Source organism: Sphingosinicella microcystinivorans (assembly GCF_027941835.1).
In the GTDB taxonomy this organism is placed as follows: Bacteria; Pseudomonadota; Alphaproteobacteria; order Sphingomonadales; family Sphingomonadaceae; genus Sphingosinicella.
In genome coordinates this window covers 3172132-3186079 of record NZ_CP116005.1, presented here as the reverse complement: position 1 = coordinate 3186079, position 13948 = coordinate 3172132, and the positions used below count along the sequence as shown (strand labels likewise).

At 68.6% G+C, this 13948-nt stretch carries 13 protein-coding genes and 1 tRNA gene; 5 read left to right on the top strand and 9 right to left on the bottom strand.

From position 1 onward, the window contains the following. Together moaD and PE061_RS15255 are read left to right on the top strand one after the other, a co-directional pair. Complete coding sequence (gene moaD, locus PE061_RS15260; RefSeq protein ID WP_271256098.1) at positions 1–252, top strand: molybdopterin converting factor subunit 1; 252 nt, start codon at positions 1–3, stop codon at positions 250–252. Continuing rightward, positions 249–692: a molybdenum cofactor biosynthesis protein MoaE gene (locus PE061_RS15255; protein WP_271256097.1), complete on the top strand. Its 444-nt coding sequence runs from the start codon at positions 249–251 to the stop codon at positions 690–692. The genes moaD and PE061_RS15255 overlap by 4 nt, the downstream gene beginning before the upstream one ends. Here the strand turns inward: PE061_RS15255 and PE061_RS15250 are convergent. The 6 genes from PE061_RS15250 to PE061_RS15225 form a co-directional block, all read right to left on the bottom strand. Then, positions 689–2818: a transglycosylase domain-containing protein gene (locus PE061_RS15250; protein WP_271256096.1), complete on the bottom strand. Its 2130-nt coding sequence runs from the start codon at positions 2816–2818 to the stop codon at positions 689–691. The two genes, PE061_RS15255 and PE061_RS15250, sit on opposite strands and share 4 nt — an antisense overlap. Before the next feature lie 84 nt (positions 2819–2902). Then, positions 2903–2978, bottom strand: a tRNA-Ile gene (locus PE061_RS15245). Between the two features lie 39 nt (positions 2979–3017). Then, entirely contained in the window at positions 3018–4052 is a 1035-nt protein-coding gene (locus tag PE061_RS15240) for a polysaccharide deacetylase family protein (protein ID WP_271256095.1), read from the bottom strand. Between the two features lie 243 nt (positions 4053–4295). Further along, the gene (locus PE061_RS15235) at positions 4296–5216 is read right to left on the bottom strand and encodes a LysR family transcriptional regulator (protein ID WP_271256094.1); all 921 of its coding nucleotides are present in this window, start codon (positions 5214–5216) and stop codon (positions 4296–4298) included. Between the two features lie 2 nt (positions 5217–5218). Beyond that, a complete protein-coding gene (trxB, locus tag PE061_RS15230) occupies positions 5219–6184 on the bottom strand; it encodes a thioredoxin-disulfide reductase (RefSeq protein WP_271256093.1) in 966 nt (321 codons plus the stop codon). Between the two features lie 59 nt (positions 6185–6243). After that, positions 6244–7998, bottom strand: coding sequence for a sensor histidine kinase (locus PE061_RS15225; protein ID WP_271256092.1), 1755 nt, complete (start codon positions 7996–7998; stop codon positions 6244–6246). 157 nt (positions 7999–8155) lie between these two features. On the opposite strand from PE061_RS15225, the gene PE061_RS15220 reads away from it, so the two are divergent. Further along, complete coding sequence (locus tag PE061_RS15220) at positions 8156–8638, top strand: Lrp/AsnC family transcriptional regulator (RefSeq protein ID WP_271256091.1); 483 nt, start codon at positions 8156–8158, stop codon at positions 8636–8638. A 9-nt stretch (positions 8639–8647) separates the two neighbouring features. Here the strand turns inward: PE061_RS15220 and PE061_RS15215 are convergent, their stop codons facing one another. Further along, positions 8648–9424, bottom strand: a complete 777-nt coding sequence (locus PE061_RS15215) for an SDR family NAD(P)-dependent oxidoreductase (protein ID WP_271256090.1) — start codon at positions 9422–9424, stop codon at positions 8648–8650. 55 nt (positions 9425–9479) lie between these two features. Beyond that, complete coding sequence (locus tag PE061_RS15210) at positions 9480–10667, bottom strand: multidrug effflux MFS transporter (RefSeq protein ID WP_271256089.1); 1188 nt, start codon at positions 10665–10667, stop codon at positions 9480–9482. A 137-nt stretch (positions 10668–10804) separates the two neighbouring features. Here PE061_RS15210 and PE061_RS15205 point away from each other — a divergent pair, with 137 nt between their 5' ends. Both PE061_RS15205 and PE061_RS15200 read left to right on the top strand, forming a co-directional pair. Further along, positions 10805–12871 (top strand): 3-hydroxyacyl-CoA dehydrogenase NAD-binding domain-containing protein, encoded by a 2067-nt coding sequence (locus tag PE061_RS15205; RefSeq protein ID WP_271256088.1) that lies wholly within the window; start codon positions 10805–10807, stop codon positions 12869–12871. A 78-nt stretch (positions 12872–12949) separates the two neighbouring features. Beyond that, complete coding sequence (locus PE061_RS15200; protein WP_271256087.1) at positions 12950–13210, top strand: GlsB/YeaQ/YmgE family stress response membrane protein; 261 nt, start codon at positions 12950–12952, stop codon at positions 13208–13210. A 251-nt stretch (positions 13211–13461) separates the two neighbouring features. Here the strand turns inward: PE061_RS15200 and PE061_RS15195 are convergent, their stop codons facing one another. Beyond that, entirely contained in the window at positions 13462–13893 is a 432-nt protein-coding gene (locus PE061_RS15195) for a peptidylprolyl isomerase (protein ID WP_271259214.1), read from the bottom strand. Between the last annotated feature and the right edge of the window lie 55 nt (positions 13894–13948).

Below are 13948 nucleotides of genomic sequence, written 5' to 3'. Positions count from 1 at the left end.
GTGAAGCTCAACCTCCTCTATTTCGCGTGGGTGCGCGAACGCATCGGCCTCGACGGCGAGACGCGCGACCTCGCCGCGGCCACGGTCGGCGAAGCGCTCGCCGCGCTTTCCGCGCTCGGCGATGGCTACGCGTTCGCGTTCGCCGAGCCGCACCGCCTGCGCTTCGCGCTCGATCAGGATTTCGTCGATACGGACGCGGCGCTGCGCGAAGGCGCCGAACTCGCCATCTTCCCGCCCGTGACCGGCGGATGATCACCGTCCGCGTCCAGACCGAGGCGTTCGACCTGGCGGCGGAAGTCCGCGCGCTTTCGGAAGACCGCACCGACATCGGCGCCGTCGCCAGTTTCGTCGGCTTCGTGCGCGGCGGCGAGGTCGAGGCGCTGACGCTGGAACATTATCCGGCGATGACCGCCAAAGCGCTCGAAGCGATCGCCGCCGAGGCCGCGAGCCGCTGGCCGCTGCTCGGCGGAACGGTCATCCACCGCCACGGCAGGCTGCTTCCGGGCGATGCGATCGTGCTCGTCGCCGTCGCCGCCGCGCACCGCGGCGACGCCTTTGCCGCCTGCGAATTCGTGATGGACTATCTGAAGACGAACGCGCCGTTCTGGAAAAAGGAAGAAACCGGCGGCGAAAGCCGGTGGGTCGAGGCCAAACAGGGAGACGAAACCGCGCGCGACCGCTGGCGGCGCTAGGGTCTCGCCGCCTGCTCCTCCGGTTGCGGCGCGGCTTCCGCGATCACCTTGTTGATCCGATCCGAAAGCGCGCGGGCCGCGGCACGGATGCCTTCGGCATCCTCCGGCGTGTTGGCGATCACGTTGCCGAGCTGCCCGAGCAGAACGGCGGCGCGCGCGACGTCGATCCGCTCGCCGCGCAGCACCGCCTCCGCGTCCGGCCCGAGCAGCACGGAAAGGTCCACCTGCGCGGCGGCCGCCTCCTCCTCGCGCGCGCGGCGCTCCTCGGCCTGACGCTCGGCGATCTGGCGGATTTCCGGCAGCGCCTCCATCATGAACTCGCGCCACATCACGGCGGGCATCGTCGAGCCGAGCACGCCCTTCATCGGCGAATTGTCGTCGTTGCCGACCCAGACGCCGACGACGAGGTCGCCCGCGAAGCCCACGAAGATCGCATCGCGCGAGTCCTGCGTCGTCCCGGTCTTGCCGAATGCGGGGACCGGCAGCTTGGCGCGCGTGCCCGTGCCGTAGTCGATCGTCGCGCGCATCATCTCGCGCAGCGCCGCCCGCTCGGGCAGACTGTCGCCGCCGAGCGCGCGCAGGCGCGACATCATGCCTTCGCCCTGCGGCGGTGCCGAGACTGCGTAGGGCACGACCGGCGGCGTGCCGCCCGCGACCGCAGCGTAGGCGGCGGTGAGGTCGAGCAGCGACATCGTCGAGGTGCCGAGCGCGATGGTGAGGTCGTCGCCGATCCCGTCCCGGATGCCGAGGTCGCGCGCCGCCTTGCGGATCGCCCCTGCCCCGACCGCGTTCGCCAGCCTTGCCGCCGCAACGTTCGATGAAAGCGCGAAGGCGCGCTTCAAGGTGATCGGGCCGCGGTACTTGCCGTCGTTGTTCTTGGGGCTCCAGTCGCCGATGGTGACGGGCTCGTCCTCGATCTCGGTATCGACGTCCATGCCGCTGCGCAGCGCCGCGAGGTAGACGAACAGCTTGAACGCGGAGCCCGGCTGCCGCTTCGCCTGCACCGCGCGGTTGAACTCGCTCTTCGCATAGTCCCTGCCGCCGACCATGGCGACGACGCGGCCGTCCGGGTGCATGGCGACAAGCGCCGCCTCGCCGACATCGTGCCAGCCCGCGCGGTCGAGGTTGCGCTTCACCACGCGCTCGGCGAGCTTCTGGAGGCGGCTGTCGAGCGTCGTCGCGATCTTCACCTCGCCGAACGTGTCGGGCGTGCTGTTCGCGGCCTCGGCCCATGCCCAGTCCGCGAAGTAGCTCCCCGTCGGCAGGCCCTTCCGGCCCGGGCGCAGCACGGCGCGCCGGGCGCCGCGCCATTCGGCGTCGGTGATGAGCCCCTGCTCCTTCATCGCGGCGATCACGAGCCTGCCGCGCTCGCGCGCCGCGTCGTAGTCGTTGGTCGGCGCCAGCCGCGACGGCGCCTTCACGAGCCCCGCCAGCATCGCCGCCTCGCCCAGCGTCAATTGCTCGGGTTCCTTGCTGAAATACTGCTCAGACGCCGCGCGCAGGCCATAGGCCCCGTCGCCGAAATAGACGCTGGAGAGGTAGCGCGACAGGATCTCGTCCTTGGTCAGCCACGCTTCCAGCCAGAAGGCGATGATCACCTCCTGCGCCTTGCGCGTCAGGCTGCGGTCGAGGCTGAGGAAGCTCGTCTTGGCGAGCTGCTGCGTGATCGTGGAGCCGCCCTGCACGACGCGCCCCGCGGCGGCGTTCGCCTGCGCGGCGCGCAGGATGCCGCGGATGTCGATACCGATGTGGTCGTAGAAACGCCGGTCCTCGATCGCGACGAACGCCTCGCCGACATGATCGGGCAGCTTCGTCACGTCCACCGGTTCCGCCTTGAAGCTGCCCCGCCGTGCGATCGGCGTGCCGTCGGCGGCGGTGAGCACGAGCGCGGGCGTCTCCAGCGGTTCGAGCGCCTTGCCGAGCGGCGCGGTGATGGCCAGCCACGCGACGATGCCGAAGAAGACCAGAAGCACGCCCGCCGCGATCTTCGGGAGCCAGCGCAGCCAGCGGCGGCGCGGTTTCGGCGCCTCGCCCGGCGGCGGAGGCTCCTGCCCGCCGAATTCGGCGGACCATGCGCGGTATTCGTCCGGATCGAGCGACTCGACGCGCGGGCGGCGGAAGATCATTGCGGGGTCGCCATCATGATACTGTCATACTTACGCAAAACAGTGCGCCGTTCAATCGTCGTGGGCGGCCGATGGGCGGATGCGTGGTGGGCCCGGAGGGACTCGAACCCCCAACCTAGCCGTTATGAGCGGCCAGCTCTGACCATTGAGCTACAGGCCCGTCGCCCCGCCTTTTCCCCGCGCCGGACGACCGCAGCGCTTAGACGCTCGCGGCCTGCTCCGCAAGAGCGGCGGGGGCGTTCCCGTCGCGCTGGGCGTGGGCCGCGGCGACGATCTCCTCGACGCCGGCGGGCTTCACGCCTGCGCGCGTCAGCGTCGTCAGCACGCCGTCCCACCAGGCGTAGAAGTCGGCGAGGTCGCGCGCGTCGCGCACGTAGGGCGTATGGCCCGGCTCCACCGAGGGCGAATGGAAGGAGATGGAGAAGATCTGCGTCCCGGCCTCGACGAGCAGTTCGATCGCCTGGATCGCCTCGTCGAGCGGGATGCCCTCGGGCGTCAGCGCCACCCGGCCGAGCAGCGAGGTGCGCGACAGCAGGCCGTTGAGGCGCGGCACGCGCGTCGCCAACGCGAAGGCGCGCTCGCCGAACACGCGCAGTCCGCCGGTGAAGGTGGAGGTCAGCGGCAGTTCGAGGAGCCGGCGTTCCGGCCCCGTCCAGTAGAGCTGCGGGCGGATGCCCCGGAAGCTGGGGCCGCCCTCGTCGCGGTAGTCGAAATAGGGGCGCACCGACACGTCCATGCGGTAGCCGAGCTCGTCGAGCAGCGCCTCGGTGTTCGGCCCGACGCCGTAGCGCCCGGCCCTGTAGACGATCGGCGCCGCGCCGAAATTCTCGGCGATGGCGTCGGTCAGCGCCTTGATCTTGGCGCGTTCGACCTCGCGCGGCAGGTTTCCGGGGAAGCTGTTGAGGCTGCCGACCCGCTCGATGAACGGCGGGTTCACCCACGGGTGGAGCTGCGCACCGATCGTGGCGCCCTCGCCCTCCGACAGTCCCCGCAGCACCTCGACGCTCTCCGCCGTCGTCGCCACCGGGTAATCGACCATGTAGGCGGGCTTGATGCCGAAGCCGCGCATCAGGCTGTGCACCTTCGGCAGCGACTTCACCGATTTCACCGAGGTCGAATCGCGGCTCTTGGGCTGCGTCCAGTCGAATTCCTCTTCGGTATCGACGAAAACGAGCACGCGCTGGCCGAATTCGGGGCCGAATGAGATGTACTGTTTTTCCGAAGGCGCCAGCATGTCCCGACAATAAGCGTTCGGACGTTTCCGGCAAGTAAAGCTGAAGAAAAGGGAAGCCCCGAAAACGGGTTAGGTCCCCGGCTTCTTGGGAGGGAGGGAGGTGAAGCCGGGGACCCGTCTACCGAGGCCCGCGGGGAGGGAGGGGAGCGGGCCTTCGATTTCCGTTGCAGCGGTGTATTGCTGCGATGAGAGTGATGTAGGTGAATCGGCCTTCATTGTGCACTGCCGCAAAACACAGTGCAGCTATGCGCCCAAAGCATAACTCTCGTCGATGTCGAGCGAGGCGGGCGTCATCTTCTCGATGAGGAAATCCCGCAATACCTTGATTCGAATGGCATTCCTCAGTTCCGGCACGTAAACGAAATAGGTGCGGAACACGGGCCCCTGCACATCCGGCAGGATGACCTTCACCCGGCCGGATGCGCGGATCAGATAGCTCGGCAATGCTGCAATGCCCACACCGGCCTCCACCGCCTGCAGGATGCCGAACACGCTGTTCACGACCAGCACGGCGCGCCGGGGCGGCCCCTGATGGCCGACGTCCTGGATCCAGTTGACGCCGCGAATCGTCGTCGGCGCGGTTTCGCCGAAGGCGATGATGCGGTGGTTATCGAGGTCGGCGACGGTCTTCGGCACGCCGTGGCGCGCGAAATAGTCGGGCGAGCCGCACAGGCGGTAGCGGATCGCGGCGAGCTGCCGCTGCACCAGATCGTTCTGCGTCGACGGGTGGAAGCGGATGGCGACGTCCGCCTCGCGCTTCTGAAGGTCGAGGTCGTCGTCCGCCAGCACCATGTTGATGTTGATGTCGGGATAGCGCTCGAGGAACTCCGGCAGCATGTGCGGAAGCCATGTCGAGCCGAACGACATGGTGGTCGTCAGCCGGATTTCCCCGCTCGGCCGGTCCTTCGAAAGGTCGATCGCCTGCCGCGTGCGCTCGACGCTCTCGAACATCTCGGTCGTCGTCGCGGCAAGCTGCTCGCCCTCGTGCGTCATGGCGAGCCCGCGCGCGTGGCGGTGGAACAGCTTGGCGCCGAGCGTGTCCTCGAGCGCGGCGATCTGGCGCGACAGCGCGGGCTGGCTCATGCCCAGCCGGCGCGACGCCTCGGTGAAGCTGCCCGCTTCCGATACCGTGTGAAAAAGCCTGAGCTTTTCCCAGTCGAGCACGGCTACTCGGCCGCTTCCGCGAGCCCGGCTTCGCGGTGCGCGAGGAAACGCTCGGCCTCCAGCGCCGCCATGCAGCCCATGCCGGCCGCCGTCACCGCCTGCCGGAACACCTTGTCCTTCACGTCGCCCGCCGCGAACACGCCGGGCACGGACGTCGCCGTGCTGTCGGGCGCGGTGAGGATATAGCCCTCCTCGTCCATGTTCAGCTTGCCCTTGAACAGCGCGGTCGCCGGATCATGGCCGATCGCGATGAACAGCCCGTCGACGTCGAGCGCGCGGTCGGGCGCGCCGCTCGTCCCGCGCAGCCTGAGGCCGGTGACGCCGGGCGGCTCCGTGCTGCCGATCACCTCGGCGACCTCTGCGTTCCACACCGGCTCCACCTTCGGATTGGCGAGCAGGCGCGCCTGGTTCGTCTTGTCCGCGCGCAGTTCGTCGCGGCGATGGATCAGGTACACCTTCTGCGCGAAGTTGGTGAGGAACAGCGCCTCCTCCACCGCCGTATTGCCGCCGCCGACCACCGCGACCGTCTTGCCGCGATAGAAGAAGCCGTCGCAGGTCGCGCACGCCGAAACGCCGAAGCCGCGGAAGCGACCCTCGCTCTCGAGGCCGAGCCAGCGCGCCTGCGCGCCGGTCGCGATCACCACGGTATCGGCGAGATAGACGCTTCCCGAATCGAGCGTGAGCCGGAACGGGCGCTGCCCGAAATCGACGTCGGTCACGAGGTCGTCGACGATCTCCGCGCCCACGTGCTTCGCCTGCGCGGCCATCTTCTCCATGAGGTCGGGGCCCATGATCATCGATTCGCCGGGCCAGTTCTCGACGTCCGTGGTGATGGTGAGCTGTCCGCCCGGTTGCAGGCCGCGAATGATCACCGGACTGAGCGCCGCGCGGGCCGCATAGACGCCTGCCGTATATCCGGCGGGTCCCGAACCGATCACCGCCACGCGAACATGCTTCGTCTCACCCATCGCACCTGATCCCTGCTGCCGAGAATTCGGACACGAGATGTAGTCGCTGGATACGCGAATTACGAGGCCTCGCTTGCGTCTTCCTGCGGGTCGTCCTGCCGCTGGGGCGGGTGCCCGAGGGGGATGGAGAGCTCGAAGACGTGGGGCGCGAGCCGGAACGTGCCGCCGACCGTCGCGGCGAGGCTGCCGACGAGCTTCAGCCCGAAGCCGACGCCGAGGATCGGCGCCGCGTCCTCGCCGCCGGGAATGCCCGCGGGATCGAACAGCTCGTCCTCGCTCTTGCCGAGCGTCGCGCGCGGGCGGCTCACCGCGACGCGCAGCGCGCCGCCTTCGCCCTGCACGATCACCAGCACCGCCTCGTCGGCGGCGGCGCAGGCCACGGCGGCGGTCAGCAGCCGCGCCAGCGCGCGCTCGAAGACCGAGGAATCGGAGGCGACGGGCGGAATGGCATCGGCGACGAACGGCACCAGCGCCACGCCGCGATCCCCGGCGAGGCCCTCGTAGCGCGCGATCACCTCGCGCGCCTTCGCCGCCGCGTCGAACGTGCCGAGGCCGGGGCGGTAACGGCCCTGCTCGATGCGCGCGGCGTCGGACAGGTCGTCGAACGCGCTCAGCAGCTTCTCGGCCTGCTTCAATATGTCGCCCGCCTGCGCCTTGTACGCGGCTCCGGCCTCGCCGAGGATTTCGCCCTCGATCAGCTGCGCGAAGCCGATGATGGCGTTGAGCGGCGTGCGCACCTCGTGCGCCATCGTCGCGAACGCCTCGCTGGAGGCGCCCGTGCCGAACAGCCCCGCCGCCTGCGATGCGGCCGCGGCGATGCGCTCCGGCGGATCGAGCGCGATCGCGCTCCCCCAATAGCCCGTAAACCGGCCCGTCTTGCGGTCGAACTGCGGCAGGCCGGACATGCGCCAGCGGCCGGGAAGCTCGAGCTCCGGCTGGCAGGTGACGATCACGTCGCGGAACGGCACGCGGCGCTCCGCCGCGCGGCGCACCTGCCCGCTGCCGTCCGGGCTGTCGAACTCGACGAGCCAGTGCCCGACGAGCTGCGGCGGCGTCGCCGGGCTTTCGATGAGCACGCCCTGTTCGTCGCAGCGCCACGTCCACCGGCGTTCCAGTTCCTCGACAGTCGGGCTTTCGCGCGGTTCGGGCGCGGCTTCCCCCGCGGCCTCGCCATGTTCGGGTTCATGCCCGCGCGAACGAAACGCCGAGATCCGGTCGAGCAGTTCCCGAATCTGGCTGCGGCCTGATTCGAGCGCGGGCGCCGCCGGCGCGTCCAGCGCCGCCGACGGCATCGCGGGCGCGAAACGCGCCTTGTCCACCACTTCGGCGGGCTTCGCGGCAAGGGCGGCGTCGGGCACGAACAGCCGGTCGGCCCCTCCCCCCGCGGCAGGCCCTGCGCCGCCACCCGAAAGCAGTTCGCGCACCGGACCCGGCAGATCACGGCGCGAGAGCATCCCGGCGTAGAGATGCCTCGGCGCCCGCCTTGCCAACCGCCACCATTCGGGCTCGTCGAGGCGCGCGACCTGCAACATCCGGTCGTAGTGGTGCGACACGCTGCCCCGGAACAGGCGCAGGTGCAGGCTGCGCGCCCCGGCGCGCGCGGCCTTGTCGATCATCGCGTTGCGGAGCGATTCGGGCACGTCCCGGCTCAGCCGCGACAGCGCCCTCAGCGCCCGCCGCCGCAGACGCGCATCCGCGCAATCCTTGCCTTGCAGCGACAGGTCGATGAGCTGACGAAAGGCGGCCGCGCGGGCGTCGGGAGAATCCCGCTCCGCCAGCGCAACGGCCGTTCTTATGGTGTCGTCGTGGCGCATCGCGGAATCGCGCAATCCTTTCGGGAACGTAATGTGTCCCGTTCGCCCGGAATTTTGAAGTCTTTGGGTTAAATCCGCCTTTACGACGTGTTCGAATTGCGCTTCTTCGCAACTATATTATAACAGTTCGCAAGAAATCATTGAAAGGTTGCGGCGAATGCCGTCGAATCGACATATTATCGACGAAACGGACCGGATCGTCCTGAAAAGTCTTCAGGACGAGGGCCGCCTCACCAACGTCGAGCTCGCCGCGCGCGCCGGGCTGACCGCGCCGCCGACGCTGCGCCGCGTCCGCGCGCTCGAAACCGCCGGCATCATCCGCGGCTACCACGCCGACCTCAACCCGGAGGCGCTCGGCTACGGCATCATGGTCTTCGCGATGGTCAGCCTCAAGAGTCAGGCCGAAAACGACCTGCGCGCCTTCGAGGAGCACGTCGCCGGCCTGCCGCCGATCCGCGAGTGCCACATGCTGAACGGCGAGATCGACTTCATCCTGAAGATCGTCGCCCACGACCTCCAGGAATTCCAGCGCTTCCTCACCGCCCACCTCACCTCGGCGCCGAACGTCGAGCACGTGAAGACGTCGCTCACCATCCGCACCTCGAAAAACCTGCCCGGTATCCCCGTCGACGACGCCTGAAGGCCGAACCTACCAGATCTTGCCCGGCACGACCGGGTGCGATGCGGAGAGTCCGCCGTCAACCGCGACAGCCTGCCCGTTCACGTAGGACGCGTCGTCCGAGACGAGGAACGCCGCCAGCCGCGCGACCTCGACCGGCTGCGCCGCGCGTTTCAGCGGGTTGAGCTGGCCGATCTTGCCTTCGGTGCCGCGTTCGCGCGCCATGTCGAACATCGGCTTGGTCATGCCGGTCTCGATGACGCCGGGGCAGATCGCGTTGATCCTTATGCCCGTGCCGGAAAGCTGGTAGGCGCTCGTCTGCACGAAATTGATGACCCCGGCCTTCGAGGCGCTGTAGGGCGAGCCGCCCGCGCCCGAGCGGAGTCCCGCGACCGACGCCGTGCAGAGGATCGCCCCCTTCCCCGCCTTCACCATCTCGCGCGCCGCGGCCTGCACCAGCAGGAACGCGCCGATCAGGTTGACGCGCAGCACCTCTTCCCATTCGCCGACCTCGAGGTCGAGCAGCCGGTTCATGCCGCCGGAGATGCCCGCGTTGGCAAAGGCGATATCGAGCGGGCCGTCCGCCGTCGCCGCCGCGACGAGGCTGTCGACGAAGCCCTTGTCGCCCACGTCCCCGGTGAACGCCGCAGCGGCGTCGCCGATCCCGGCGGCGACGTCGCGCACAGCCTCGCTGCGGTCGGCGAGGAAGACGCGCGCGCCCTCCTCGGCGAACAGCTCGGCGCTGGCGCGGCCGATGCCGCTCGCCGCGCCCGTGATGATCGCCGTCTTGCCTGCAAGCTTGCCCATGTCGCGCCTCCCTCCGGTTCGGAAGGGTCACTTGTGACGCCGGATCGGCGCGGCGTCAGCTATGAAATCGGTCATCCGCGCGCGGTGCCGCGCGGCGCGTCAGCCCGAAAAAGGCCATTGCCGCGATCATCAGCGACACGCACATCACCGCCGCCATCGGAATGGCGGTTCCGTCCGCGAACAGGGTGGCGATCGTCATCGTCAGCCCCCCGACCGTGAAACCGGCGGCGCCCATCAGCGCGCTGATCGAGCCCGCGCGTACCGGATCGACGCTGAGCGCGCCCGCGCTCGCATTGCCCATTATGAACCCGAAGCTGGAGAGGATGCCGAACAGCATCGCCATGATCGCCGGAAGCCCGCCGACATCGAGAAGCGCGATCGCCAGCAGCGCCAGCCCGAACAGCGCCGCGGCGACGCTCGCGACGGCGAGGATGCTGTCGGCGTGAAAGCGCGCGAGCGCCGCGCGATTGATCTGGCTGGCGATGATGAGGCCGAGCGCGTTCAGCCCGAACAGCCAGCCGAAGCCGGTGGGCGAAACGCCGTAGGCGCCCATGAGCAGCGCCGGCGAGGCCGAGATGTAGGTGAACAGGCACGCGCTGTTGCAGGCGCTCGCCAGCATGTAGCCGAGCAGCTTGCGGTTGGTCGCAAGCAGCCTCAGCGCCGCGATCGGGTGCTCGCCGCGCGCCGTCGCCTCGGTCGCGTCGGAGCGCGTCTCGCCGAGGCGGAACACGACGGCGTACAGCATCACCATCCCGAACAGCGTCATGAAGGCGAAAATCGCCCGCCAGCTCGTCACCAGCATCAGGTAGCTGCCGAGCAGCGGCGCCAGCACCGGCGCCAGCCCGAACACGAGCATCATCAGCGAGAACACGCGCGCCGATTCCTGATGGTCGAACACGTCGCGGACGATGGCGCGGGAGATCACCATCCCGGCGCAGGCCCCCACGCCCTGCCCGAAACGGAGCGCGGCAAGCACATTGGGAGACGTCGCGAAGGCGCACAGCACGGACGCCAGCACGTAGATCGCGACGCCCGCGATCAGCGGCGGCCGCCGCCCGATGCGGTCGGAAAGCGGCCCGTAGAACAGTTGCCCGAGCGCGAGGCCCGCGAGGAAGGTCGCCAGCGAGCGTTCGACGACACCGTCCGAAGCGCCGAAGTCGTTGGCGATCGCCGGAAGCGCGGGCAGGTACATGTCGATGGAGAGCGCGCCGAACGCGGTCAGCCCGCCGAGCAGCGTCACCATGCCCAGCGTGGATTTTTTCTCCGGGCGTCCGGATGAAGTCCTAAGCACGCGTCCTCATTCTTCCAAGCGGGTGACTCTCCACGCGGGTGTCACTATGCGTGATCGCCGATTCGGGCCATCGGATGGAGACTGCCGCTATGACTGCCATCAACGACGTTGTCGACCTTTCCCGCGACGGGGAAATCGCCGTGATCACGGTGAATTCGCCGCCCGTGAACGCGCTCTCCGCGCCGGTGCGCGACGGCATCGCGGAGGGCGTGACGTCGGCGGTCGCCGACCCGGACGTGAAGGCGATCGTGCTCGTCTGCGCCGGCCGTACCTTCATCGCGGGAGCCGACATCACCGAGTTCGGCAAGCCGCCGCGCGGCGTCAGCCTGCACGACATGATCGACCGCATCGAAAGCGCGACGAAGCCGGTGATCGCCGCGATCCACGGCACCGCGCTCGGCGGCGGCCTCGAAACCGCGCTCGGCGCGCACTACCGCGTCGCCGTCCCGTCCGCGAAGCTCGGCCTTCCCGAAGTGAAGCTCGGCCTGCTCCCCGGCGCGGGCGGCACGCAGCGCCTGCCCCGCGTCGTCGGCGCCGAGGCGGCGCTCAAAATGGTCACGTCCGGAAACCCCATCGGCGCCAAGGCCGCGCTCGACTCCGGCCTCGTCGACGAACTCGTCGATGAAGCCGATCTCCGCGGCGGCGCCGTCGCCTTCGCGCGCAAGGTCGTCGCCGAAAGCCGTCCGCTGAAGAAGATCCGCGAGCGCAGCGTCACCGCCGATCCCGCGCTGTTCGAACGCTTCCGCGCCGAGAACGCCCGCAAGTTCCGCGGCTTCGACGCGCCCGAGGCCAACATCAAGTGCATCGAGGCCGCCGTCGCCCTCCCCTTCGAGGACGGCCTGAAGCGCGAGCGCGAGCTGTTCATGGGCCTGATGACGGGCACCCAGTCCGCCGCCCAGCGCCACATCTTCTTCGCCGAGCGGCAGGCCGCGCGCATCAAGGACCTGCCGGAAGGCACCGCGCCGCGCCCCGTGAAATCGGTCGGCGTGATCGGCGCGGGCACGATGGGCGGCGGCATCTCCATGAACTTCCTGTCGGCGGGCATCCCCGTGACCATCGTGGAAACGAATCCGGAAGCGCTCGACCGCGGCGTCGGCATCATGCGCAAGAACTACGCGGCGAGCGCCGCCAAGGGCGCGCTGAAGCCCGAAGCCGTCGAGGCCAACATGGGCCGCCTCTCGCCCACGCTCGATCTCGAAGCGCTGAAGGACTGCGACCTCATCATCGAGGCCGTGTTCGAGGACATGGCCGTGAAGAAGGAGATCTTCGGAAAGCTCGACCGCATCGCGAAGCCCGGCGCGATCCTCGCCACCAACACCTCGTACCTCGACGTCGACGAGATCGCCTCGGCCACGTCACGACCGCAGGATGTCGTCGGCCTCCACTTCTTCTCGCCCGCGAACGTGATGAAGCTGCTGGAGGTCGTGCGCGGCGCGAAGACCGCGCCCGACGTGCTCGCCACCGCGATGGGGCTCGCGAAAACCATCGGCAAGGTCGCGGTGGTCGCAGGCGTCTGCTTCGGCTTCATCGGCAACCGTATGCTCCGCGCGCGTCAGGACCAGGCGCAGGCGCTGATCCTCGAAGGCGCGATGCCGTGGGACGTGGACCGCGTGCTCTACGACTTCGGCTTCCCGATGGGGCCGTTCCAGATGGCCGACCTCGCCGGGCTCGACATCGGCTGGAACGCCGCGACCTCGAAGGGCGAAACCGTGCGCGACCGGCTCTGCGAGGCGGGCAAGCGCGGGCAGAAGACCGGCAGCGGCTTCTACGACTACGACGAGAAGCGCAACCGCACGCCCTCGAAGGTGGCCGAGGAGATCATCCTCGCGAAGTCCGCCGAGCTCGGCATCGCGCGGCGGCAGGTTTCGGATCAGGAAATCCTCGAACGCTGCCTCTATCCGATGATCAACGAGGGCGCGAGGATTCTGGAGGAAGGCATCGCGCAGCGCCCGTCCGACATCGACGTGGCGTGGATCTACGGCTACGGCTTCCCCGTCTATCGCGGCGGCCCAATGTTCTACGGCGACACGGTCGGTCTCAAGACCCTGCTCGAAGGCCTCGAAAAGTACGAGAAGGTGCACGGCGCGGCCTTCAAACCCGCAGCGCTTCTCACGAAGCTCGCGGCCGAAGGGAAGTCTTTCCGCGACCTCAACTGAGGCATACGCGGAACAATCCGGCGACTGCTTCGCTTTATTGGCTCAGGTTCTCGCCTGAGCCAATGGAGGGAGTTCGCCATGAATCTCATTCTCGTGCTTATCGTTGGCGGCCTGATCGGCTGGGTGGCCAGCATGATCATGCGTACCGATGCCCAGCAGGGCCTTTTCCTCAATATCGTGGTCGGCGTCGTCGGCGCGCTGATCGCCGGCTTCCTGCTCGGCGGCGGCGCCTCGATCCTGAACGCGCCGCTCAACCTGATGACGATTCTCTGGTCGCTGCTCGGTGCGGTCGTGCTGCTGGCGATCGTCAACCTGATCCGCCGCGGCGCCGTCCGCTAGCGCCGGGTCAGCCGGAAACGAAAAGGGCGTCCTGTTGGGACGCCCTTTTTATTTGGCGATCATATACCGGTAGAATGAGCCTAGCGGAGGTAGCAGCAGGCATCCTCCCCTTTTCGTCACCCCGGCGAAGGCCGGGGCCCATAACCACGGTTCCATGGATACCGGCCTACGCCGGTATGACGGGTATGTGGAACGGTGGCGGCGTCAACCCTGCGGGTTTTGCAATCGGTACAATCGCCTTCCCTTTATGTTCACGCTTCCGAGCGGAACTTCAGGATCTTGCCCGGCTCGCGCGGCGGCTCGCCCTTGGGCAGCGCGTCGATGTGCTCCATGCCCTCGATCACCTCGCCCCACACCGTGTACTGGCGGTCGAGGAAGCGCGCGTCGTCGAAGCAGATGAAGAACTGGCTGTTCGCCGAGTGCGGATTCGCCGTCCGCGCCATCGAGCAGACGCCGCGCACGTGCGGCACGTCGTTGAACTCGGCCTTGAGGTCCGGCTTGTCGGAACCGCTGGTGCCGGTGCCGGTCGGGTCGCCGCCCTGCGCCATGAAGCCGGGGATCACGCGGTGGAAGGGCACGCCGTCGTAGAAGCCTTCGTCCGCGAGCGTCTGGATGCGCTCGACATGGTTCGGGGCGACGTCCCGGCGAAGGCGGATTTTCACGTCGCCCGTTTCGAGCGTCATCACGAGGGTGTCTGCGGTCACGGCCTGTCCTTTTGCTGATATAGGGCTTGCCGCG

Bases quoted from the DNA above. Each gene is read 5' to 3' on its own strand.
- PE061_RS15255 (WP_271256097.1), top strand. From the start codon at position 249: ATGATCACCGTCCGCGTCCAGACCGAGGCGTTCGACCTGGCGGCGGAA.
- PE061_RS15250 (WP_271256096.1), bottom strand. From the start codon at position 2,818: ATGATCTTCCGCCGCCCGCGCGTCGAGTCGCTCGATCCGGACGAATAC.
- PE061_RS15240 (WP_271256095.1), bottom strand. From the start codon at position 4,052: ATGCTGGCGCCTTCGGAAAAACAGTACATCTCATTCGGCCCCGAATTC.
- trxB (WP_271256093.1), bottom strand. From the start codon at position 6,184: ATGGGTGAGACGAAGCATGTTCGCGTGGCGGTGATCGGTTCGGGACCC.
- PE061_RS15225 (WP_271256092.1), bottom strand. From the start codon at position 7,998: ATGCGCCACGACGACACCATAAGAACGGCCGTTGCGCTGGCGGAGCGG.
- PE061_RS15220 (WP_271256091.1), top strand. From the start codon at position 8,156: ATGCCGTCGAATCGACATATTATCGACGAAACGGACCGGATCGTCCTG.
- PE061_RS15215 (WP_271256090.1), bottom strand. From the start codon at position 9,424: ATGGGCAAGCTTGCAGGCAAGACGGCGATCATCACGGGCGCGGCGAGC.
- PE061_RS15210 (WP_271256089.1), bottom strand. From the start codon at position 10,667: ATGGTGACGCTGCTCGGCGGGCTGACCGCGTTCGGCGCGCTCTCCATC.
- PE061_RS15205 (WP_271256088.1), top strand. From the start codon at position 10,805: ATGACTGCCATCAACGACGTTGTCGACCTTTCCCGCGACGGGGAAATC.
- PE061_RS15200 (WP_271256087.1), top strand. From the start codon at position 12,950: ATGAATCTCATTCTCGTGCTTATCGTTGGCGGCCTGATCGGCTGGGTG.
- PE061_RS15195 (WP_271259214.1), bottom strand. From the start codon at position 13,893: ATGACGCTCGAAACGGGCGACGTGAAAATCCGCCTTCGCCGGGACGTC.